Below are 22,467 nucleotides of genomic sequence, written 5' to 3'. Positions count from 1 at the left end.
AAATGGTCTTCAGAATGAGCAGGGCCGTCGTCCACCATGCGCCGGGTGTCGACTGCAACGTCTCGATCGGGGGCCGGACGGTGACGGCGATGGCGGAGGCCGTCGTCGACCTGGACGCGATCGCCCACAACTGCGGGCTGCTCGCCGCGACCGCCGGTCCCGCCGGGATGATGGCGGTGGTCAAGGCCGACGGCTTCGGCCACGGTGCCACCGAGGTCGCGCGTACGGCGCTGCGCCACGGAGCCACCTGGCTGGGGGTGACGTCCGTCGCGGAGGCGCTCGCCCTGCGCGCCGAGGGCCTCACCGCGCCGATGCTGCTCTGGCTCTATCCGCCGACGGAGACCTTCGAGGAGGTCCTGACCGCGGGGATCGACGTGTCGGTCGGTGCCGTCGAGGCCCTGGAGGTGCTCGCCGACGCGGCCGACCGCACCGGCACGGTCGCGAACGTGCACCTCAAGCTGGACACCGGGATGTCGCGGGGCGGCGCGCCGGCCGAGGAGTGGGCTCAGCTGTTCACCTGGGCGCGCAAGTTCGAAAGTGCGGGGCTGCTGCGCGTACGCGCGCTCTGGTCGCACCTCGCCAACGCCGAGAACCCGCAGGCTTCCGGTCTGCTCGCCCAGCTGCGCGAGTTCGACGAGGCCCGGCAGGCGGCGGCCGCGGCCGGCATCGACCCGCCGATCGTGCACCTGGCCAACTCGGCCGCGGCGCTGCACCTGCCGCAGGCCCGGTTCGACCTGCTGCGCGCCGGGATCGGCCTCTACGGCATCGAGCCGGTGCCGGGCCGCCGCTTCGGCCTGCGGCCGGCCATGACCGTACGGGCGCAGGTGCTGCTCACCAAGCGGGTCCCCGCGGGCACCGGGGTGTCGTACGGTCCCGACTTCGTCACCGACCGTGAGACCACACTGGCGCTGGTGCCCCTGGGCTTCGCCGACGGCGTCCCGCGGCACACGTCCGGACGGGCGTCGTTCTCCATCCGTGGCGTGCGTTGCCCGATCGCCGGCCGGGTCAGCATGGACCAGGTCGTCCTCGACGTCGGCGACCTGCCCGTCCGGGCCGGCGAGTGGGCCGTCATGTTCGGCCCGGGCGACGCCGGCGAGCCGACCGTGGCCGAGTGGGCCCGCTGGGCGGACACCAACCCGCACGAGATCCTCACCGGGATCGGGCACCGGGTGCCGCGCCGCTACGAGAGCATCCGGTGACCCGTACGCCCGACACCGCCGGCGTGCTCGCCACCGCGGCCGGCATCGGCCTGTGCGGCGCGATCGCGGAGTTCGTCGTCGCCCGTCACTACCTGCAGCTGGAGTGGGTGATCGGCCCGCCCGTGCCGCTGGTGTGGTGGGCGGCCGCCGGGGTGGGCGGCGTGCTGGGCGCCCCGCTGCTCCTCGTCTACCTGGGCCGCAGAGCAACGCGCCTCGTCGAGCTGCCGTGGGGCAGGCTGGTCCTCACCTGGGTGGTTCCGTGCCTGGCGGCCCACCTCGTCTGGCTCGCCGTGACGCTGGTGCTGCTCCGCCGGTTCGACCCGGGCCTGCTCGGCGTCCCCGTCCGTGACACCGGCGAACTGCTGAGCATCCTGGTGCTGCCGCCTCCGCTGTTGTCGCTGCTGTACGTGCTCGCGCTCGTCCCCGTGCTGGTCAAGCTCGCGCAGCGGATCCCGGCCACGGCGGTCGTCGGCGTCCTGGCGGCGGCCACCCTGCTGGCGGACACCGCTGTCTTCGCCGTCTTCCTGGCCGTGGGACTGCTGCTGACCCGCGAGATCGACCGCGTGGTCGAGACCGCCTCCCGGCGGAACCTGGTGCTGCGCGGCGCGGTGGCCGTGGTGGGAGCGGCCGTGCTCGGCGTGGACCGCTTCCCGGCCGGGCTCGCCACGGTGGTGGCCGGACTGGCCGCGCTGCCCTTCGGCCTGACCCTGGCGGCGATGGCGCGCGGGCGGCTCCTGGCGGCGATGGGTGCTGCGGCCGTACCGGGATATCTGCTCCTTGTTCCTGTCATGGCGCCGGCCGACAAGGTCTTGTTGCCGCGGTTGTCCGTGCAGGGCTCCGCGGTGCAGCTCATGGTCGCGGCGGTCGAGCCTGCGGTGCTGACCGCTGGGATCGTCGCCGGGGGAGTCGTCCTGGTCGCCGTCGGCAGACGGGTGCGGGCGCGGATACCGGCGGGGGCGGTCCGGTGAGGCGGCGGCTCGCGGTGCTCACCTGCGCGGCCGTGATGCTGGCCGCTGCCGGGTGCGCCCCGGACGAAGCGCCGGAGGTGGCGGCGAGCGCGGCGCCCGAGGTGACGCTGACGTTCGCCGGCGACGTGCACTTCCAGGACCGGGTGGACAAGCTGCTCGGCGATCCGGCCACGGCTTTCGGCCCGGCGGCGAAGGAGCTGGCCGACGGCGACCTGACCTTCGTCAACCTGGAGACGGCGATCACCGGGCGCGGCAAGGCCGAGCCGAAGCGGTACCTGTTCCGGGCTCGCAACGAAGCGGTCCCGGCGTTGAAGGCGGCAGGCGTCGACGCGGTGTCGCTCGCGAACAACCACAGCCTCGACTACGGCCGGCAGGGGCTCGCCGACACCATGGCGACCGCGCGGCGCGGGGGGCTCGGGACCATCGGCGCCGGGCGCGACGCGAACGAGGCGTACAAGCCGTGGCGGCGTACCGTCCGCGGCGTGAAGGTCGCCGTGCTCGCCTTCAGCCAGGTGGACGACCTCGCGCAGGAGTGGGCGGCGCAGCCGGACCGGGCGGGGCTCGCCATGGCGTTCGACCGGCAGCGGGCGCTGGCCGCGGTACGCGCCGCCCGCGCCGACAGCGACCTCGTCGTGGTGCTCCCGCACTGGGGGACCGAGGGCGACCGGTGCCCGGACAAGCGGCAGCGCGACTTCGCCGACGCGCTGATCGGGGCCGGTGCGGACGTCATCGTCGGCGCGCATGCGCACGTGCTGCAGGGCGCCGGGCGGTCCGGGGACGCCTACGTGGCGTACGGGCTCGGCAACTTCCTCTGGTACAGCTCGGGGCTGTTCCCGCCGTACAGCGCCCGGAGCGGGGTGCTGCGGCTGACCGTACGCGGCCGGAAGGTCGTGCGCTCCGAGTTCGTACCCACGGTCGTCTCCGGCACCGGGCAGCCGTCCGTGCTCACCGGGTGGCGGGCCGGCATCGCCCGCGACAACTTCACCGGACTGCGGGAGTGCGCGGGTCTCGACGCCGTCAGTAGTGCGCAGTGATGGTCTGCGCGACGCCGTCGACGGTCATGCGGCCGCCGTACGGCAGCACCCACTGTGGATCGATGTGCCCGAAGTCCACGCCGAAGACGATCATCGCCTCCGGGTGGTACGCGGCGAACGCCTTGAGGACGGCCTCGCGCTGCTGCTCCCGGTATGCCGCCCGCTGCTCGACCGGCCGCGGGCTGTGGATGAACGTAGCCTTGGCAGTGCCCACCAGCACGGCCGGGAAGTGCTCGAGCAGCCCGCGCTCGCCGAAGTTGCGCAGCATCTCGAAGACCTCGGTCGCGGACGGCATCTCCTCGGAGGTCTCCAGCAGCAGGACGCATCCGGCGTAGTCCTCGACCGGCCGCATCCACCGGTTCGCGGCCAGCGTCCCGTGCAGGATCTCCAGGTTGCCGCCCCACGTCGGCCCGCTGACCACCCGTCCGGCCCGGTGCCACACCCGGCCCGGGCTCGGGTACGAGGGCACCGACCCGGTCAGCGCGGCCTCGGTATCGGCCCAGTCCAGCTCGTCCTCGCGGAACTCGGCCACCGGCTCGATCTCCAGATCGCCGCCGGTGAAGAGGGCCGCGCGCAGGGAGGCGGAGAGCTCCGGCCCGGGACCGGACGCCCGGCTCAGGAACACCTGTGTGGACATTCCGTGGTACGCGCCCACCCCGTGGTACCAGAGCCAGTTCAGCAGGTTCGTGTTGTCGGAGTACCCGAAGAAAGGCTTGGGATCGGCCCGGAACGGCGCCGGATCGAGGTGCCGCAACACCGTGATCTGGTCGTTGCCGCCGATCGTCGCGAAGACTGCCCGGTTGCCCGGGTCCGCGTAAGCCGCCATCAGATCGTCGGCCCGTTCCTGCGGCGAGGCGTGCCGCCGTGTGGTGGGGAACTCGACCGGTACGAGCCCGAAGTCCTGGCGAAGCCGCTGCATCGCGCGCTGGTGCAGCGCCGGGAACTCGGCCGGGGCGGCGAAGGAGGGTGAGAGCACCGCGACGCGGTCACCGGCGGCGAGCTTGGGCGGGCGGATCGGTGCGGGACGCATCCGGGCATTGAATCAACCCCGGCCGCGTCGCGTCCCCCGGATTTCGGCGAGGTGCCGGCGCAGGACGGCGTTCTCCCGCCGGAGCACGGCGAGCTCGCGTGCCGTACGCCGGTGCCACCACGCGCGGACCGTCTCGTGCCCGCGGCCGGCATCGCGGGCGAGGCGATAGAGCAGGCTCATGGCGAAACACGTCCTCTCGACTGGAGAAAAACCGCCGGGCGTCGTGAACCGGGACCGGGACACGTCCGTTGTGGCTCTTCGACAACGGCTCGTCCGGGTCCTCGTCGTTCCTCAACGGGCGCCGGCCCGGTGCGGTTCACGAGCCCGCCGACGATGACGAGAGAGGCGAGATGCGGATGCCCAGCACACCCGGAGCCGCCGTCGACGGCGAGCAGCCGGTGCCGCCCGCACCCGGTCGGCACTCGTACACGTACTTCGGGAGGAAGATCACGCCGGCGCACGCGCCGATCGAGGGCCCGCCACCGGTCGTCGAACCTCCGCGGCTGGAGCCGCAGCCACCACCACCCGCGCAGCCGCCACCGCAGCCGTCCACGGTCGCCCCGCCCGCCGCGCAGGTGCCGCGATGGCAGCCCCATCAACCCAAGGTGGCCACGCCCGCACCGCCCGGCCGGCTGTCCGGCCAGGGGATCGCCTGGGTGTCCGCCCACGGCGGTTCCGGCGCGACCACCCTGACGGCCGTGCTCGGCGGGGTGGACCTGGGCTGCCGGTGGCCGAACGCCGGGCGGCACGAGCCCGCGCGGGTGTTCCTGGTGGCGAGAACCCACGCCCAGGGCCTGCGCGCCGCCTCACGGGCCCTCAACGCCATTCGCGAGGGGCGGCATCCGGCCGGGATGGAGCTGGTGGGGCTGGTGCTCGTCGCCGACGCGCCGGGACGGCTGCCGCGCACGCTGGTGAGCCGGATCAAGGTGCTGCGGTCCGCCGTACCGGTGCATCGCATCCCCTGGATCGCGCCGTGGCGGGTCGGCAAGAAGGTGGACCGCCTGCCACGCCAGGTCACCAAGCTGGAGCAGCGGGTGCAGGCCCTGAACCGGGGCGGTCCCCGGGAGGGCTGAAGGGGCAGGCTCCTCCGGACCGCGAATACCTGATCACGGTGAGCCCGGGAACGAATACGCACATGTGAGTGGTCGTTCGGGCGAGACGGCCTCCGGAGGCGCGACACCCTTCCGGTGGCGGTGCAACGATCCGATCTGCCATCGACTCCCCCCTCGCGATGGCGCTACGAGTGGTGAGACGGAGATGCGGATGCGGACGGAGAAAGCGGGCGTAGCGGTCCTCTTCAGACCGTTGGCGCCGGCCGCCGGCGGCCGTGCCTCCGAGGACCGACCCGGATCGGACGAGCCCATGCCGAGTACGTCTTCCCCGCCGCCCGGAAGTGGGACAGGCGCGCCGCCCGGGGCGGCCGCCGCCCGGCCCGGCACCCCGGACGCCGAGGCGCTCGAACACCTCCAGCGGGTGCACCGCCCGGTGCTCCTCGCCTACATCACCCGCCTCACCAAGGGCGACGTGCACTGGGCGGAGGACATCCTCCAGGAGACGCTGGTCCGGGCCTGGAAGAACCCGGAGGCGCGCAACGCCGAGGGCCGGTGGAACCGCGCCTGGCTCTTCACCGTCGCGCGCCGCATCACGATCGACCACGTCCGCGCCCTGCAGGTACGCCCGGCCGAGTTCTTCGACGAGAGGCTCGACGCGCACGCCGGGACGGAGAACGACATCGACCGGATGCTCGAGGCGCAGGAGGTGCGGGCGGCCATCTCGTCGCTGCCCGAGCGGCTGCGCACCATCCTCGTCGAGATCTACTTCCAGGAACGCTCCGTCGCCGAGGCGGCCGAGATCCTGGACGTGCCGGCCGGCACGGTGAAATCCCGCACCTTCTACGCCCTGCGCGCGCTGCGCGAGGCGCTCACGGAACGGGGCTTCCGATTTTGAGAAAGACCGACAAGACCCGATCGCCGCGGCGCACCGACGTCGTGGCGGCCGCCGTGCTGGCGCTCGGCGGCGTGACCCTGGCCGTGGTGCAGACCGGCTCGGCCTTCGCGGACCCCGACCAGCTGGCGGGCAAGCCGGTGCCGGCCGGTGACGTCGAGCCGATCGTCGCCGCGGCCCTGTCCTGCCCGGCCCTCACCCCGCCGCGGCTGGCCGCGCAGGTCATGGCGGCCTCGGGCTTCGACCCGGGCGCGGCCGAGCCGGGCAGCCGCCGCGGCGTCGCGGGCCTCAAGGACACGACCTGGAAGAAGTGGCAGCCATGGAGCGGTGCGCGACGGGCCGACCGGGAAGCCAACATCCTGGCCCTGGCCCACCACACGTGCGAGCTCGTCGGCCGGTTGCGGGCGGCCGGTGCCGAGGGCGACCTGTGGACGCTCGCGGTCGCCGCCGACCGGGCCGGGTTCGCGGCCACCGCCAAGGCGAAGGCGGTCCCCGCAGCGGCCGAGTCCTACGTGGACCAGGTGACCGGGTACGCCCAGTGGTACGCGAAACAGGACGTGTTCCGCCCCGGCGGCGCCCCGGCACCGGCCCCGTCGGCCCCGTCGAGCTCACCCACGGCGACCCCGGTGCCGGACGAGTACGTGCCGTACGTGCGCGCCGCGGGCCGGGTCTGCCCCACGATCACGCCGGCCCGCATCGCCGCGCAGCTCATGGTGCTGTCCGGCTTCGACCCCAACCTGCGGTCCGCCGACGGTGCGTCCGGCATCGCCCAGTTCAGCCCGCGGACCTGGTCGCGCTACCAGCCGTCGCGTACGGCCACGGTGTGGAACCCCAAGGACGCCATCCCGGCCCTGGGTACCGCGATGTGCAGCCTCAGCGGCGAGCTCACCGGGCTCAGCGGGGCGGACCCGTACACGCTGGCGCTGGCGGCGTACCAGTGGGGGACCGAGGCGGTGCGGCAGGCGAACGGGCTGCCGCGGGCCAACGTGCCGCAGCTGGCGAAGGCCGTCGAGGGCTACACGGCCCAGTACGACAAGGACGAGCGGCTGGTGACCCGGCGTACCACGCCGTCGAGTTCGGCCGCACCCACGTCGAAGCCGGCCCCGGCCTCCACCCCCGCGTCGAAGCCCGCACCGGCCACGAGCGAGCCGGAGAAGCCGCTCTTCGACCCGCAGGTCCGGTACCAGATCGTCAACGGGTGGACCGGACAGGTCCTCGAGCTGCCGGGCGACGACACCAGCAAGGACGCCGGCGTCCGCATCCAGTTCTGGCAGAACCAGCGCACCGCCGACCAGTTCTGGCACATCGTCCCGGCCGGAGGGAAGGACTGCTACCTCGTCACCAACGCCTTCAGCGGCAAGTCGCTGGGCATCGAGGGGAAGTCCAAGGACAACGAGGCGAAGGTGGCGGTCTTCGACACCGACCCGAAGGACCCCAACCAGCAGTGGGAGTTCCGCGACGCGGGCGACGGCCAGTACCACTTCGTCAACCGCAACTCGGGCAAGGCGCTCGACGTCCTCGGCGACGACTTCGGGCCGCCGCGCGAGGACGGCACCTGGAACGGCTACTGGATCGAGCAGTGGGAGCTGCAGCCGGACGCCCGCGACCAGCGCTGGGTCGTGTCCCGGTGACGAGGGGGAACGCATCGATGTCGTGGATCAGTCGCGCCGTGGTCCGCGCCGGTCTGAGTGTCACGGTGGTGGCGGGAGTGCTCGCGTCCGTCGCCGGACCGGTACGCGCCGCCGACGAGGAGTACGTGAAGTACTACACGGTGACCTCCTCCTACAACGGCAAGCCGGAGGACCTCACGGAGGTCGCCACCCGGTTCCTGGGCAACGGCTCCCGGTCGGTGGAGATCTTCAACTACAACACCGGCCGCAAACAACCGGACGGCGGCGTCCTGACCGATCCGAACCGGCTGCACGCCGGCTGGATGCTGGTGATGCCGTGGGACGCGGTCGGCGCCGGCATCCAGTACGGCGTCCTGCCCGACAAGGCACCGACGCCGGCCAAGAAGAAGCCGCCGAAGCCCAGCACCCCGACCAAGGAACCGGCGCCGCAGTCGACGCCGGCCGCGGGCACCCCGCCGAGCGCCCAGCCCGGCGTGACCCCCAGCACGGCGCCGCAGGCCGGTCTGCCGCCGGCACCCTCCTGCCCGTCCACCTCCACCTCCAGCACCAAGTCGGACTGGGCGCGGCCGCGGATGGCGGCGGACAAGGCGTGGCCGCAGAGCCGGGGCAAGGGCCAGCTCATCGCGATCGTCGACTCCGGCGTGAACGGCGGCCTGGCACAGCTGAGCGGGCACGTGTCGATCGGCGTCGACGTCACCGACGACCGGGGCCGCGGCGACAGCGACTGCCTCGGCACGGGTACGGCCATGGCCGCCCTGCTCATCGCCAAGCAGGTCAAGGGCGAGGGCCCGATCGGGGTCGCGCCCGACGCCACGGTCCTGCCCGTACGGGTGGCCCGCGACAAGCTTCCCGTCGCGCCGCAAGCGCAGGCCAAGGGCATCGCGACCGCCGCGGCCGCGGGCGCCACGGTGATCGCGCTGGGCTCGTCCGTCGACGCGACCGACACCGGGGTGGCCAAGGCCATCGCCGACGCGGTGGCGCGCGACGTCGTCGTGGTCCTCGCGGCGCCGACCGAGGACAAGCCGGTCAACCCGGACGCCAAGACCGTCGAGGGCATGGTCCGGGTCGCCGGCGTGGGCATCGACGACCAATGGGCGGTCAACTACCGCAAGGGCGCGGTGGACGTCGCCGCGCCCGGGGTCAACGTCACCAGCCTCGGCAGCAACGGCCCGGTGAACGGCAGCGGCACCCACTACGCCGTCGCCTTCGCGGCGGGGGAGGCGGCGCTCATCCGGGCCGCGTACCCGGACCTGACCGCCGCCCAGGTCACCCACCGGCTGAAGGTGACCGCCGAGCGGATGGGCGACGGAGAACCCCCGCACAGCCAGTACGGCTGGGGTTTCCTCAACCCCGCCGCGGCGGTGACCAAGGTGCTCAGCGAGGAGTCGACGGTGACGCCACCGGCGACCCAGGAGCTGACCAGGCCCGCCTCGCAGCGCAGCGACGCCGGCGGCGACGGGTCGACGCGGACCACCGTGCTGATCGTGACGATCGCCCTCATGCTGGCGGCCGCCGCCCTGCTCGGCCACCGGATCCGGCAGCTGCTGCGCAAGGACGACGACGATGCGGGCTACGAGAACGACATGGACCTGTACGACCCGCGCCTGCAGGCCCGCGAGCCGGCGATGGCAGCTCCGGTCCCGGCCGCCGCTCCGGCTCCGGTACGGGACACCGAGCCGCTCCCTCCGCCCTCGCTCAACGGCGGTCCGCGGTCCGGCGACGATCACTGGTCCGATCCCGGTGGCCATTGGACGGACTGATGCCGACCCGCCACCCAGCGCCGCCTGAGCCGCATCCCCCCGGCTCAGGCGGCCGGCGTGTCCGGACGTCCGCGCGGCACCAGGCCCAGCTCGATCGCGGTCCTGGTCAGCTCCGCCTTGTTGCGCGCGTCGAGCTTGGCGCGCAGGCGCTTGGCGTACGTGTTGACGGTCGCCTCGGACAGGCCCATCCGGGTGGCGATCTGCGAATGCGTGTACCCGGAGGCGATCCAGACCAGCGTCTCGCGCTCGCGCGGCGCCAGGCCCTCGGCGGCGACCGGGCGGGGCTGCCCGGCGAGCTGGGGACCGGCGTAGAAGCCGCCCCGGGCCACGACGCCGAGCGCCGCGGCCAGCTCGCCGGGATCGCTCGGGCGCGAGATGCAGCCGTGCGCGCCGGCATGGACGGTCGCCAGCAGGTCGGACGGCTCGTTCCAGGCGGCCGCGACGAGGGTACGGCCGTGCGCGGCGGCCCGCGAGACCAGGCGAAGAGCGGCGGCGTCGATCCGCGGCAGCTCCACGATCACCACGTCGTGCCCGCGCCGGACGGCGTCGAGCAGCGGCACCGAGCCCACCACGGTGACCACCCGCAGCCCGGGAGCGCCGGACGCGACCCGCTCCAGATGCCTGCGCGACATCGGCAGGTCCGCGACGATGGCGACCGAGTACAAGGCTCCTCCACGGCTTCATCGGCTGGGACGACCGGTACAACGGGGGGCGTACGCGCGCGGTTCACGAATTCGGTGACCGCCCGAATGAACCGGGCGGGCTGCCCGCGCGTTCATCGGTGGACATGACGAGCGGCGACGAGCTGAGGGTTGATGTAGGTGGCTGACAACGACGAGCAGCATGTGACGGACCTGCTCGGGCTCTACTACATGGATGCGCTGGACCGGTCGCAGGGCGACGCGGTGGAGCGCCACCTTCAGTCCTGCCCGCAGTGCCGCGCCACGGCCGGCGAGACGGTCGAGACCATCGCGGCCCTCGAGCTGCTCTCCGAGGACGACCGGCGTTTTTTGGCCGGCGCCCGCGGCGATGAACCCGCACGGCCTTCCGGCCGGGTGGTACGCGCGGTGCCGGCCACCGCCGCCGGCCCGGACAAGGGTTCGCCGCCGGGCCGCAGGTCCCGGATGCGCAACCGGCGTACCGCCGCGCTCGTCCGCGCCGGGGCGATGCTGGCGGTGGTGCTCGTCGTGGCCGGGCTGGCCCTCGGCGCGTTGCTGCGTACCCCCGGCGGTTCGGCGACCCCGACCACGACGGTCGCCGCCACCGCCGCGGACGACCGGACCGGGGCGTCCCTCTCGGTCTCCGCCACGCGCAGCGAGGACGGCAGCGTGACCATCCGCGCCACGGTCAACGGCCTCAAGGCGGGACGCGGCTACCGGCTCGACGCGGTCACCACCGACGGCCAGGCCCTGCCCGTGCAGACCTGGACCAGCGACGGCAAGGTCCAGGAGCTGGGCGGCGACGTCCCGGTGCCGCTCGACGCGCTGTCGTTCTTCACGGTCGCCCAGGACGGCCAGGCCCCGGTCGTCTCCGCCTACCTGTCGTCGGCGGCGCAGCAGCCCGGGCCGGTCGCCAGCTGACACCGACGGCGGGGCAGCCCCGCGAGTCGTAGCGGGCACATCCGGCCCGCGGCCCTTCCGTGCCGCCGCCCGTTCTGGTCGACTCAGGGGACCTTCACCGGCCCGCCCGGTGGCGAGCGACCCAGAGGGAGGGCCGATGAGCGGGGACATCCCTCACCTGCCCTTCGCGGGCGAGCTCTTCCTGCGGCTCGCCGCCGAGGGCCGGCTCGTCGTGGACGCGCGGCAGGCCGACGAGATCATCGCGCGGCTGGAGTCCACCCTCGCCCAGATCCGGTCCCGCATGCGGATCATCCGCATCTGGCAGCAGCAGCCGATGCAACGCGTCGACGAGCTCCCCGAGGAGCTGGCACCGGACGTCATCGACGCCGTCTTCCTGGACCAGCTCGCCCCCGGCCAGCTCGAGCTGGCGGCCGTCGAGCTGCCCAAGTACATCCGGGCACTGCACGAGGCCCGGCACTGACCTGCGCATTCATGACCTTTACGAGCGTTATGAAGGTCACGTGAAGATTTTCTGAAGGCCACCTCCTCCACACTGGCACCGCCACTGAACGATCCATGGAGGTAGCTGTGGACCAGGTTCGGGTTGCCCTGCACGCGACGGACCCGCTCAGCCACGCCGGACTCGCCGGACTTCTGCAGTCCCGGCCGGAGCTCACCCTGCTGCGCCCGGCCGACCGCGCCGAGGCCCAGGTGCTCGTCGTCGCCGCCGAGCGGCTGAGCCCGGAGGTGATCGCGGTCCTGCGCCGCGCGGCCGCGGACTCCGGTGCGCCGGTGGTGCTGGTGACGAACGAGATCAGCGAGAACGAGCTGCTGACCGCCGTGGAGTGCCGGGTCGTCGCGGTGCTGCCCCGCTCGGCGGTCACCGTGGAGCGCCTCACCAAGAGCGTACGGGCGGCCGCGGCCGGCGGCGGCATCATGCCACCCAACCTCGTCGGGGAGCTGCTCAAGCACATCGAGAAGCTGCAGCGTGAGGTGCTGTCCCCGCACGGCACCGGGGCGGGTGGCCTCACCCCGCGCGAGATCGACGTGCTCCGGCTGATGGCCGACGGGCTCGACACCAGCGAGATCGCGGGCGAGCTGTGCTACTCCGAGCGCACGGTCAAGAACGTGATCTACGGGTTGACGCACCGGCTCAAGCTGCGCAACCGGTCGCACGCGGTCGCGTACGCGCTGCGCGCCGGAATGATCTGAACCCCGCCCCCGGTCCGTCCGTTCGACAGGCGACGACGACACGACGGACAGGGTGGTGGAGATGAACGCTCTGCAGTGGACAGCGGTGCGAGCGGCCGTACTCGTGACGGCGGTGGCCGGTGCCGCCGCCTGCCAGTCCGGTTCGCCGGGCGCCTCCGCGGGTGCCCCGCCGGCATCACCACCGGCCGCCGCCTCCTCGGCCGCGCCGCCGACGGTGGAGTCGGGGCTGGCGAGCCGCGCGGCGATCCTGTCGGTGAGCAAGGCGGACGCGTGCAAACAGGCCAACGAGGCCTTCAACGAGGTGCTGCAGGCCCTCATCGACGTCGCCAAGCCGGGCAAGGACCCGCAGTACACGGCCGCCGAGCTCGCGCCGATGCGGGAGCAGGTCAAGAAGTCGACCGACCGGCTCTCCCGGCTCGCCGTCGGCTCCTCCGACGAGCGCCTGCGGACGGCCATCCAGGCCCTGGCGGACGCGGGTGCCGCGTACCTGCCCGTGACGCACCTGGCGACCGCCGAGAAGGAGGGGGCCGCCTTCAGCGGCGCGGCCGAGAAGCTCGGCCGACTGTGCAAGTGACGTGAGGAAAACCGGGCAGCCGTGAACCGGCGCGACCGGGCGCCCGTTGTGTGGCTGTCGATCTGGCAAGTCACCGGAAATGGGGGGTCGAGAGTCGTGACCACGGAAGCGGTAGTGGCCCGGACGTACGGCAACTGGCGGCGGCCCCGCAAGGCCGGTCTGGGGTCGTTCGGCCTGATCGGCACCGTCGGTGTCTTCGCGGGCCTGGTGCTGGTGCTGCTCGCGTCGCTGCTCTCCATCCAGGCGGCGTTCATCGTCTTCGTGCCGGTCGCCCTCGGGCTCGCGCCGCTCGCGCTGCGTACCCAGGACGGCCGCAACGTCTACAACCTGATGTCGCTGCGCATCGGCTGGGCCCGGCGCAAGAGCAAGAAGCAGCACCTGTACGCCTCGGGCCCGCTGTCCGCGCGGCCGGGCGGGAGGTTCCGGCCGCCCGGCATGCTCAGCAAGGTCACCATGCTCGAGGGTCGCGACCCGTACGACCGGCCGTTCGGTGTGCTGCACCACCGCTACCGCAACCTCTACACCATCGTCCTCGGCTGCGAGCCGGACGGCGGATCGCTGGTCGACGCCGACCAGGTGGACATCTGGGTGGCGCTGTGGGGCGACTGGCTGTCCCGCCTCGCGCACGAGCCCGGCCTGCGCGGCGCCTCGGTGGTCGTGGAGACCGCGCCGGACCCGGGCACCCGCCTGGCCTCCGAGGTGCTCACCCGGATCTCGCCGGACGCGCCGCCGGCCGCGCGGGCGGTGATGGAGGAGGTCGTCGAGCGCTATCCCGACGCCTCCTCCGAGATGAACACCTACATCACCCTCACGTACGGCCTGCCCGGCGGCCAGAAGCGGGACACCGAGGAGGTGCTCACCGACCTGGCGCTGCGGATCCAGGGTCTGGTCAGCGGGCTCGTCAGCGCCGGTGGTGGCGCGGCCGAGCCGTTGTCGGCCGAGCGCATCGCCGAGGTGGTGCGGGTGGCGTACGACCCGGCGGTCGCGGCCGACGTGCTCGACATCCGCGCCCGGCACGGCGGTACGGGCCTCGACTGGTCGGACGCCGGGCCGGCCGCGGCGGTGGAGGCGGTCAACGCGTACCAGCACGACTCCGGGGTCTCCCGCAGCTGGCTGCTGACGCTGGCGCCGCGCGGCACCGTGCGCTCGAGCGTGCTGCGTACGCTGCTCGACCCGGCACCGAGCATCCGGCGCAAGCGGGTGGCGCTGCTCTACCGCCCGATCGACCCGGCCACCTCGGCGAAGATCGTGGAGGCGGACCGTCGCGCCGCGCAGTTCATGGCCAACTCGACGCGCGGCCTCGTACGCGCCCGGGCAGCGTCCGAAGTGGCCGCCGCGGAGCAGACGGCGTCCGAGGAAGCCGCGGGCGCCGGCCTCGTCGAGTTCTCCATGGTGGTGACCGTGACGGTGGACGCCGCCGAGGACATCGCGGACGCCGACGTGACCATGCGCAACATGCTCGGCGCGACCAGGCTCGCCATGCGGCCGGCCGACCGGATGCAGGCCGCCGCCTTCACCTGCGCGCTGCCGGTCGGGATCCTGCCCTGGGAGCAGACGATGGTGCCGCACGAGCTGCAGGAGGCGCTGTGACGACCGGCGGTACCCGGCTGCGCGTCCTCGACCTCGGCGCGGGCTGGAAGCGGGGGGCGTCGGGCCGGACCACCGGTCTCAGCGACCTCGTCGTGCCGCCCGTGGACGAGCAGGAGCGGGAGGCCGACGAGGTCGGCAAGCAGACGCCGCGCGCGCTGAAGAAGGCGGCGAAGCGGCAGGCCCGCGTCGAGCTGGTCGAGAACAGACGCAAGGAGCGTGCCGCCAAGGCGAACCAGCCGGAGAGCGTTCCGCACCGGGGCGCGAGCGGCTCCGGCGGCGGGCGGGTCTCGGCGATGGACCCGCCCACGATGTGGCGGGCCACCACGGTGCAGGCCTGCGGGCTCTGGCCGTTCGCGTCCGGGTCCGGCGCTCCCACCGTCGGCGTGCCGCTGGGCCAGCACCTCGCCACCGGTGCCACCGTGTGCGGTGACCCGCTCAACTGGTTCACCCGGGCCCGGTACATCTCCAACCCGTCCCTGTTCATGCTCGGCATGCCGGGTCTCGGGAAGTCGACGCTGATCAACCGGATGCTCATCGGGCTCTCCGCGCAGGGCGTGGTGCCGCTGGTGCTGGGCGACCTCAAGCCGGACTACGCGGACACCGTACGCGCCCTCGGCGGTCAGGTGATCTCCATCGCCCGCGGGGTCGGCGGCCTCAACGTGCTCGACCCGGGCGCGATGGGCGCCGCCGCGGCGAAGATCGGCGGTCAGGCCGGTGACGTGCTGGCCGCCGAGACCCACGGCCGGGTCCTCAACATGGTCGCCGCCCTGCTCACCATCGTGCGCGGCCAGCCGATCAGCGACCACGAGCAGTCGGTGCTCTCCGCCTGCCTGCGGCACCTGCGGGAGCGGACGGCCCTCGGGCAGACCGTCCACCTGACCGACCTGCTCGCCGTGCTGCAGGAGGGCCCGCCGCGGGTCCGGCAGATCACCCTGGACCGCGGCCAGGAGGCCCGATACCGCGATGCGGTGGACCCGCTGCACCGCTCGCTGCTGGGCATCCTCGACGGCCCGCTCGGCGACACGTTCGCGTCCGAGACGTCGACGCACATCGACCCCAACGCGACGGCCGTGTGCATCGACATCTCCCGCATCGGCGAGGCGGACAGCCAGCTCACCGCGGCGGCGATGCTCGCCGCCTGGTCCGACGGCCTGGGTACGGTCGCCGCGTCGCACGCGCTGGCCGATGCCGGCCTGGCGCCGCGGCGCTGGTTCTTCACGGTCCTGGACGAGCTGTGGCGACCGCTGCGGGCGGCGTCCGGCATCGTCGACCGGATCGACGCGCTGACCCGCCTCAACCGGTCCCTCGGCCTGGCCGACTCGAAGATCACCCACACCCTCAAGGACGCGGAGGCGCTGGGCAACGAGTCGGACAAGGCGAAGGCGCGCGGCTTCGTCGAGCGCGCCGGCATGGTGGCCTGCGCCGGGCTGCCGCGCGCCGAGATGGAGGACCTCGGCAAGGTCGTCGGCCTGTCCCGCCGGGAGATCGAGCTGGTCTCCTCCTGGTCGTCGCCGCCGGGCTGGGCGCAGAGCGGCGAGAACGAGGAACCGCCCGGTCGAGGCCGGTTCCTCATCAAGGTCGGTGGCCGCCCCGGCATCCCGATCCGGGTGGCGATCACCGACACCGAGCGCCACCTGCACGACACCAACACCCGGTGGGTCCAGAACGGGTACGCCGAACGCATGGCGGCCGAGCGCGCGGAGGCGGAGGCCCTCCTGGCCGCCGGCGACACCGAACGGGGGCCGGCATGAGCTCCTCGCCGCGCGGCGGGGGTCTGGGCAGCGACGTGTTCCCCTGGCTGATCCCCGCCCTCGCCGTCGTCAACGTGGTCGGGTTCGGCGTCCTCAGCGTCGGCGGAACGCTCGGTGCCGCCGCCACCGGGCACGGCTGGCATCCGCCGTCCTTCAGCCTCGGCGTCTACCTGCAGGTGCTCTCCGGAGACACGGCGAGAGCCTGGCCGGGTACGCCGGCGTGGGCCGTCTACGGCGGTGTGGCGCTGGTCCTGGCCCTGGCGGTCGGCCTGCTGCTGGTGGCCGGCCGGAAGCTCGCCGCCAGGCTGACCGGCCGGACCAGGGGACTGGCGAGCCGGCGCGAGATGCAGAGCATGATGCCGAAGGGGATCGAGGCGCGGGCCCGGGACCTGCGGCCCTCGCTCAAGGGGCGGCGTACCGTCGTTCCCGACGAGACCGGCAACCTCCTCGGCGACCTGGTGCCTAACGGGCCGGAGCTGCGCTCGTCCTTCGAGGACGTGGAGCTGGACCTGATGGCTCCCCGCGCCGGCAAGTCCACCGGCATCGCGATCCCGCGGCTGCTGCGCGCCCTCGGACCGGTGCTGCTGACGTCCAACAAGTCCGACGTCTACACCGTCACCCGGCAGGAGCGGATGAAGGTGGGCAAGGTCTGGACCTTCGACCCGCAGGGCATCGCGCACACGCCGCGGGAGATGTGGTGGGACATGCTCGCCGGCTGCGACACCATCGAGGGTGCGCGCCGGCTCGCCGGTCACTTCGTCAGCTCGGTCAACGACGACTCGTCCAAGAAGGACTTCTGGATCTCCGCCGCGCAGAACACGCTGACCGCGCTCTTCCTCGCCGCGGCGCGCGGCGGGGCGTCGGTCTCCGATCTGCTCGCCTGGCTCGCCGACCCGGCCGACCGGACCCCGATCGACCTGCTCCGGGAGGTCGGCATGCCGGCCATGGCCGAGCAGCTGCAGGGTACGGTGCGCGGCGCGGTGGAGACCCGCGACGGCATCTACGAGACCGCGCGGCAGTGTGTCGCCTGCCTGCTGGACCCGGAGATCCTCGCCTGGGTCAGCCCGGACCCGACCCGGCCGGAGTTCGTCCCCGACGAGCACGTGCTCGGCCGCGACACCCTCTACCTGCTCTCCAAGGACGGCGGCGGCTCGGCGGCGGGCGTCATCGCCGGCCTCGCCGACGCGACGATGCGCGCCGGGGTGGTGGCCGCCGAGCGGATGGGCGGCCGGCTCGACCCGCCGATGACCGCCGTGCTCGACGAGGCGGCGAACGTGTGCCGCATCAGCGACCTGCCCGACCTGTACAGCCACTTCGGCTCGCGCGGGATCAACGTCGTCACGCTGCTGCAGAGCTACCGGCAGGGCGTACGGGTGTGGGGCGAGCCCGGCATGGACGCCCTGTGGAGCGCGGCGACGATCAAGCTGCTCGGCGCCGGCCTGGACGACGCCGACTTCGTCGACAAGATCGCTCGGCTGGTCGGCCAGCACGACGTGAAGACGCCGAGCTGGTCGAAGAGCAAGGACGGGTCTTCGCGCTCGATGTCGTACCGGCAGGAGCAGGTGCTGCCCGCCGACAAGATCAGGGCGCTGCCCAAGGGCACCGCGCTGCTGCTCGCCACCGGCGTCCGGCCCGCGCTCGTACGGCTGCGCCCCTGGTACAAGGAGGCCGACGCCGGTCCCATCTCGAAGGCGGCGAAGGCCGAGGTCGAGGCCATCACCCAGCGGGCCGCGGCGAGCTGGTCCCGCCGCTCCGCCCACCGCAGGGTGCGCGGCGAGGAGTTCCAGGTCGCGCCCGCCTGGGACGGTGGGTGAGCCGTCATGACGGGTCCGATGTGGGCGGTGCTCGCCGCCGCCACGCTCATCCTGGCCGGCGGTCTGACCGCGGCGGTCCGGGGGGTGCGCCGCGGACGGGCGGCGCGCTGGTGGCCCGCTCCGGCGCGACCCACGCCGACGCTCGCCCACCAGTGGGCCAGCCAGGAGCTCGCACCCCGGTCCGGCCGGCACGTCCGCTCCGGCCGGGCCGGCCGGGTGCTCATCGTCGCCGCCTGCGCGATCGCGCTGGTCGCCGTCGGCTCGGTCGCGACACTCGCCCTGACCGGGAAGCCGCCCGCGGAACGGTTCGCGGTCGCACTGTCCGGGCAACCGGCCGGCGACGTCGCGTACGGACCGCGCATCGTGTCCGAGGACGCGGCCCTGTGCCTGGCGGCCCGCTCGGTGGCCGACGGGTCGACGCTGACGGTGGCGGCCTGCGACGGCACGCCGGCGCAGCGGTGGACGCCCGCCGCCGACGGCACCCTGCGGATCGGCGCCTCCTGCCTGGCGGCCACCACGAGCGCGGGCCCGCGGCTGGCCGCCTGCGACAGCGGTCCCGGGCAGCGGTTCTCCCTCGACTCCGGACGGCTGGTCTGGCGTGGCTCGCCACCCCCGCTGACCTGTGTCGACGTCGCGGACGGGCGGGTCGTCGCAGCCGCCGGGATCGTTCTGCGCGACTGCGACAGGGCCGCCACGCGGCACTGGTGGTACCTCGCGTCGTAGCCCTGCGGCACCCTGACGCTCGGATCGGAAAGGCCCCCATGACCAGCACCCTCGACCCGCACGTCGTTCCCGGCACCGCGCTGCGGCAGGACCGGATCGGCAACGCCCTCGTGCTGCACCCGGACGAGCCGGTCAGCGCCGAGGCCCGGGACCTGGCCCTGCGGATCGCCGCCGACCCCGAGAACGACATCGTCGTGCTCGACCTGCCGGACGGCGTACCGTTCGCCGTCTGGCAGTCGCTGGTGCAGACCTGGCCCCGCCGGCGGCGCCGCGGGGTGCGGCTCGTCACCTGCCGCAGCGGCCCCGGCACGGCCGGGCTGACCGCGCAGTGGCTGGCCCAGCTGCTGCGCTGCGTCGTGTACGCCCCCGACGGCGAGCTCACCGTGGGCGCCTCCGGTACGGTCCTCGCGCACGCGTCGCCGGACAGCGGCTGGCTGCGGTTCCGCCCCGGCAAGCCGCCGGTGTGGTTCGCGAAGCGCTATCCCGCCCCGGTGTGGGACGCGGCGGCCGCCGAGACCCGTACCCTCAGCCCCACGACCCGGGCCGAGCCGCTGACCGGGGGCCTCTGGATCCACGACACCCGCGACCCCCGGCCCGTCGAACGGCACCGGGCGCTGCTGGAGACCTCGTCGCCGTGCGACCCCGAAGCGCTGACGGTCGTGCTCGGCTGCCCGGGTACGCCGCCGCTGCCGCTGGACGACGTCCGCCGGTTCTGGGACGACCTCACCGCCGACCAGCGGGCCCGCCTGCGGTTCGCGGCGTACGGCGAGGTCGCCACACCGGACGGCGACCGCGTCGGACAGGCGCTCGCCGACGTGCTGGGCGCGCCGGTGGTGTGCTTCTCCGGGCTGCCGCTGACCTCCCCGTACGCGGACGCCACCTACCCGGTGCGGGCGGACGGCGAGCCGGGCTGGCCCACGTTCACCCGGGAGCTCGGCTTCGCCCCGCGCATCCTGCCCGTCTCGCTGCCGCGGCGGCCGGTGGTGCTCGGCCACCGGGTGCCGATGGACCTCGGTGAGGAGGTGGCGCCGCTGACGTACCGGGCCGCCGCCGACGTGTTCGTGGAAATCATCGAGGCGGGACTGTGGGTACGCGCGCCGCAGACCCCGGCCCACGCCGACCGGGTCCGGGGCCTGGCCGCCGAGCCGGACCACTGTGCGGTGCTCTTCGAGGACGGGCTGCTGCCGGTCGCCCGGAAGCTGGCGGGCCGGCTGAACGACGCCCGGGTGACCAGCCGGGCCCGGCCGGCGTCGGAGCTCGTCGACGCCGGGCGGGACGAGACGTTCACCGCGCCGCCGCCCCCGCCCGTGCCCCTGCCCGAGCAGTGGAACGAGCCGACACCGCTGCCGCTCAACCCGCGCGTGATCGAGCCGGTCGAGGTCGCCCGAGAGGCGCCGCGCGTGATCGAGCCGGTCGAGGTCGCACGAGAAGTGACGCGCGTGTTCGAGCCGGTCGAGGTCGCCCGAGAAGTGCCGCGGGTCGTTGAGCCCGTCCAGGTCCTGCCTTCGGTCGCGCCGGAGAAGCCGGTCGCGGCGGAGGAGTCACCGGTCGATGGGGAACGGGAATGGCTGCGCCGCACCCTCGCCGTCCTCGACCCGGCCGCCGACGTCGACGCCCTCTGCGCGGTCCTCGACGGCGACCTGGAGGCCGCCGCCCTGCGGTGGTATCTGGGCCGCGGCGGTGCGGCACTCGACCCGCTGCTGTGCAGCGGCGAGGACGGCGACCACCAGCGGCTCGCCGAGCTCGTCACGGCCGCTCTCGCGCGGCTGCCCCAGCACCTCGGTGCCGTCACGTACGCCCGTACCCCCGGCCCGGTCGAATGGGAGCTGTACCGCGACGCCCTGCTGACCGCCGACTGGGGTTTCGTCCACGCCCTCACCGAGGCGTGTGCGGGGCAGCGGGGGGACACGAACGTCCTGATCTGGTCGCTCACCGCCGTGCGTACCGAAGCCCTGGAGCCGGACGACGACGCGCGGGTGACGGACCGGGTGGTGTTCCGGCCCGGCACCCGGTTCAAGATCCTGGAGCTGGAGCCGCCCCGGGGCCGGCGGCGCGGCAGCATCCTGCTGCGGGAACTGCGCCCGGAGGAGCTGAACGAGGACGGCGGTATCGATGCGACCCCGCAGCCGCACGATGCCGAGGCGGTGACCGCGCTGGCCGGCGACCTGCGCCGGTGGGCGCTGGCGCCGGCCCGCACCCGGACCGGAGCCGGGGCGGCGGCCCGCTTCGACCGCCTCCCCGGCCTGATCTGACGATCAGCAGCTCAGGTTGCCGCCCGGCTCCACGCCGAGCACCTTGGTGAACTTCTGGTACGCATCGACCCGGCTCTGCACCAGGTCCGGCCGGGCGCCGTTGCACTCCACCGTGCCGTTGATGCTGCGGATCGTCGCCCCGAAGCCGCCTCCGCCGGTGATGCCGGCATGCGCCGTGCCGGCACCCGGGCCGGACTGCGTCATCCAGTACCAGAGCGCGGTCTGCCAGGCCACGGTCGCGTCGTTCTTCACCTTGTCCGGATCGTCGAGAAGGTCGACGCCCAGGGCGTCCCCGGCCGCCTTGTAGTTGTAGTTCCAGCTCAGCTGCAGCGGCCCACGGCCGTGGTAGGCGGTCTGGCCGGCGGGACATCCGTACGGCTTGCCGGTGTCGCAGTAGGTGCCCCAGACGGTGGTGTCGATCTCCTCGGCGTACTTGAGGCCGCCGGACTCGTGGTCGACGTTGGCGAGGAACGCGGCGATCTCCCGCTTGCGCGCCGTCTCGTCCCCGGTGCCGCCGAACGCCGGGTACTTCTTCATGGCCGCGGTCAGCCCGGCGTACGTGTAGAGGCTGTTGCGCCCCGGGAACATCTGGTTGAACTGGGCTTCGCTGACCCCGGCGGCGTCCGGTGTCCCGCCCGACGCGCTCGTGGACGGCGACGCCGACGGCGGCTCGCTGGTCGGTATGCCGCTGGTGAACTCCTGGAACTGCGACCGTACGCGCGCCGCATAGCTGTCCGGGTCGAGGATCGGCATGCCCCCGACGTCCTCGACGGCGTGCAGGCCGCTGTCCCAGGCGGACAGGGTCAGGGTGAGCAGGTCGCCATGGACCTTGCCGGAGTCCAGCAGGCGCTTGACGTCCTTGCCAAGGTCGCAGAGGTACCGGGCCTGGGCGAAGATCGAGTCCTCGGCGTCTAACGCCGACACCTTGCCGTTGCCGTCCTCGTCCTTGCCGTACTCCTTGAAGACGTCCGGCGGGAGCTGGGAGATGCCCTCCTCGCCGTTCGGGCCGACGAGGGCGGGATCGAACGCCGACTCGACCTGGATCTGGGCGGCCAGCACCACCGGCGTGATGAGGTCGCACTCCTTGCCGGCGTCCTTGAGGGTCTGCACGAGCTCCGGGCGCGGCACCTGGTCGGTGGCGAACGTGCCGTTCCCGGCTCCGCCGAGCAGATAGCTGCCGACGTCGCCGGAGCCGTCGGGGAACTTGCTCGCGTTCGCGCCCGCGCTCGGTGACGGCTGCGCCGAGCCGCTCGGGCCGCCCAGGAGCATGACGATGCCGACGAAGCAGATGAGCACCAGGACGGCGAGCGGGATCAGCCCGAGCGAGGACACCAGGAGCCACGCGATCTGGGTGGCGCCGAGCGACGTGGTCGCGTTCTTGGCCTGCTGGGCCTGACGCAACCGGTTGATGGCGGACATCGGCCGG

20 protein-coding genes are annotated in these 22,467 nt (G+C 73.5%); 16 read left to right on the top strand and 4 right to left on the bottom strand.

What is annotated here, in order from left to right; all coding sequences use genetic code 11:
- Positions 1 to 14 precede the first annotated feature (14 nt).
- The 3 genes from alr to AB0J80_RS10450 are packed head-to-tail and all read left to right on the top strand — an operon-like array spanning position 15 to position 3,201.
- Positions 15 to 1,199 (top strand): alanine racemase, encoded by a 1,185-nt coding sequence (gene alr, locus AB0J80_RS10460; RefSeq protein ID WP_364702963.1) that lies wholly within the window; start codon positions 15 to 17, stop codon positions 1,197 to 1,199.
- Positions 1,196 to 2,167 (top strand): hypothetical protein, encoded by a 972-nt coding sequence (locus AB0J80_RS10455; protein ID WP_364702961.1) that lies wholly within the window; start codon positions 1,196 to 1,198, stop codon positions 2,165 to 2,167. Before alr ends, AB0J80_RS10455 begins: the two co-directional genes overlap by 4 nt.
- The gene (locus AB0J80_RS10450; protein WP_364702958.1) at positions 2,164 to 3,201 is read left to right on the top strand and encodes a CapA family protein; all 1,038 of its coding nucleotides are present in this window, start codon (positions 2,164 to 2,166) and stop codon (positions 3,199 to 3,201) included. Before AB0J80_RS10455 ends, AB0J80_RS10450 begins: the two co-directional genes overlap by 4 nt.
- On the opposite strand, the gene AB0J80_RS10445 is transcribed toward AB0J80_RS10450, so the two are convergent.
- Both AB0J80_RS10445 and AB0J80_RS10440 read right to left on the bottom strand, forming a co-directional pair.
- The gene (locus AB0J80_RS10445; RefSeq protein ID WP_364702956.1) at positions 3,185 to 4,231 is read right to left on the bottom strand and encodes a S66 peptidase family protein; all 1,047 of its coding nucleotides are present in this window, start codon (positions 4,229 to 4,231) and stop codon (positions 3,185 to 3,187) included. The genes AB0J80_RS10450 and AB0J80_RS10445 overlap by 17 nt on opposite strands.
- Positions 4,232 to 4,243: 12 nt before the next feature.
- Positions 4,244 to 4,411, bottom strand: a complete 168-nt coding sequence (locus tag AB0J80_RS10440) for a hypothetical protein (protein WP_364702953.1) — start codon at positions 4,409 to 4,411, stop codon at positions 4,244 to 4,246.
- A gap of 176 nt (positions 4,412 to 4,587) precedes the next feature.
- Here AB0J80_RS10440 and AB0J80_RS10435 point away from each other — a divergent pair, with 176 nt between their 5' ends.
- The 4 genes from AB0J80_RS10435 to AB0J80_RS10420 all read left to right on the top strand — a co-directional run bounded on the left by AB0J80_RS10435 (position 4,588) and on the right by AB0J80_RS10420 (position 9,566).
- Entirely contained in the window at positions 4,588 to 5,304 is a 717-nt protein-coding gene (locus AB0J80_RS10435) for a DUF6668 family protein (protein ID WP_364702951.1), read from the top strand.
- Between the two features lie 289 nt (positions 5,305 to 5,593).
- Positions 5,594 to 6,178 carry a sigma-70 family RNA polymerase sigma factor gene (locus AB0J80_RS10430; RefSeq protein ID WP_364702949.1) on the top strand — a complete coding sequence of 195 codons (585 nt, stop codon included), beginning with the start codon at positions 5,594 to 5,596 and terminating at the stop codon, positions 6,176 to 6,178.
- Positions 6,175 to 7,806, top strand: a complete 1,632-nt coding sequence (locus tag AB0J80_RS10425) for an RICIN domain-containing protein (RefSeq protein ID WP_364702947.1) — start codon at positions 6,175 to 6,177, stop codon at positions 7,804 to 7,806. The genes AB0J80_RS10430 and AB0J80_RS10425 overlap by 4 nt, the downstream gene beginning before the upstream one ends.
- 17 nt (positions 7,807 to 7,823) lie before the next feature.
- Positions 7,824 to 9,566, top strand: coding sequence for a S8 family serine peptidase (locus AB0J80_RS10420; protein ID WP_364702944.1), 1,743 nt, complete (start codon positions 7,824 to 7,826; stop codon positions 9,564 to 9,566).
- A gap of 44 nt (positions 9,567 to 9,610) precedes the next feature.
- Here the strand turns inward: AB0J80_RS10420 and AB0J80_RS10415 are convergent, their stop codons facing one another.
- The gene (locus AB0J80_RS10415; protein WP_364702941.1) at positions 9,611 to 10,231 is read right to left on the bottom strand and encodes a response regulator transcription factor; all 621 of its coding nucleotides are present in this window, start codon (positions 10,229 to 10,231) and stop codon (positions 9,611 to 9,613) included.
- A gap of 156 nt (positions 10,232 to 10,387) precedes the next feature.
- Between AB0J80_RS10415 and AB0J80_RS10410 the strand changes: the two genes are divergently transcribed.
- The 9 genes from AB0J80_RS10410 (at position 10,388) to AB0J80_RS10370 (ending at position 21,041) form a co-directional block, all read left to right on the top strand.
- Positions 10,388 to 11,146 carry a zf-HC2 domain-containing protein gene (locus tag AB0J80_RS10410; protein WP_364702938.1) on the top strand — a complete coding sequence of 253 codons (759 nt, stop codon included), beginning with the start codon at positions 10,388 to 10,390 and terminating at the stop codon, positions 11,144 to 11,146.
- Between the two features lie 136 nt (positions 11,147 to 11,282).
- A complete protein-coding gene (locus tag AB0J80_RS10405; RefSeq protein WP_364702935.1) occupies positions 11,283 to 11,606 on the top strand; it encodes a hypothetical protein in 324 nt (107 codons plus the stop codon).
- Positions 11,607 to 11,713: 107 nt separating this feature from the next.
- A complete protein-coding gene (locus tag AB0J80_RS10400; RefSeq protein ID WP_364702932.1) occupies positions 11,714 to 12,337 on the top strand; it encodes a response regulator transcription factor in 624 nt (207 codons plus the stop codon).
- Between the two features lie 61 nt (positions 12,338 to 12,398).
- Positions 12,399 to 12,911: a hypothetical protein gene (locus AB0J80_RS10395; RefSeq protein ID WP_364702929.1), complete on the top strand. Its 513-nt coding sequence runs from the start codon at positions 12,399 to 12,401 to the stop codon at positions 12,909 to 12,911.
- 96 nt (positions 12,912 to 13,007) lie between these two features.
- Positions 13,008 to 14,501, top strand: coding sequence for an SCO6880 family protein (locus AB0J80_RS10390; RefSeq protein WP_364702927.1), 1,494 nt, complete (start codon positions 13,008 to 13,010; stop codon positions 14,499 to 14,501).
- A complete protein-coding gene (locus AB0J80_RS10385) occupies positions 14,498 to 16,252 on the top strand; it encodes an ATP/GTP-binding protein (protein ID WP_364702924.1) in 1,755 nt (584 codons plus the stop codon). Before AB0J80_RS10390 ends, AB0J80_RS10385 begins: the two co-directional genes overlap by 4 nt.
- Positions 16,249 to 18,066 carry a TraM recognition domain-containing protein gene (locus AB0J80_RS10380; protein ID WP_364702922.1) on the top strand — a complete coding sequence of 606 codons (1,818 nt, stop codon included), beginning with the start codon at positions 16,249 to 16,251 and terminating at the stop codon, positions 18,064 to 18,066. Before AB0J80_RS10385 ends, AB0J80_RS10380 begins: the two co-directional genes overlap by 4 nt.
- A gap of 6 nt (positions 18,067 to 18,072) precedes the next feature.
- Entirely contained in the window at positions 18,073 to 18,789 is a 717-nt protein-coding gene (locus AB0J80_RS10375; RefSeq protein ID WP_364702919.1) for a ricin-type beta-trefoil lectin domain protein, read from the top strand.
- 38 nt (positions 18,790 to 18,827) lie between these two features.
- Positions 18,828 to 21,041, top strand: a complete 2,214-nt coding sequence (locus AB0J80_RS10370) for a hypothetical protein (protein WP_364702916.1) — start codon at positions 18,828 to 18,830, stop codon at positions 21,039 to 21,041.
- Positions 21,042 to 21,044: 3 nt separating this feature from the next.
- Here the strand turns inward: AB0J80_RS10370 and AB0J80_RS10365 are convergent, their stop codons facing one another.
- Complete coding sequence (locus tag AB0J80_RS10365) at positions 21,045 to 22,460, bottom strand: glycoside hydrolase family 19 protein (RefSeq protein ID WP_364702914.1); 1,416 nt, start codon at positions 22,458 to 22,460, stop codon at positions 21,045 to 21,047.
- Between the last annotated feature and the right edge of the window lie 7 nt (positions 22,461 to 22,467).

The sequence above is a fragment of the Actinoplanes sp. NPDC049548 genome (genome assembly GCF_040676695.1).
In the GTDB taxonomy this organism is placed as follows: domain Bacteria; phylum Actinomycetota; class Actinomycetes; order Mycobacteriales; family Micromonosporaceae; genus Actinoplanes.
The sequence above is the reverse complement of the archived record's forward strand: the minus strand, read 5'-3'. Positions and strand labels throughout refer to the sequence as shown.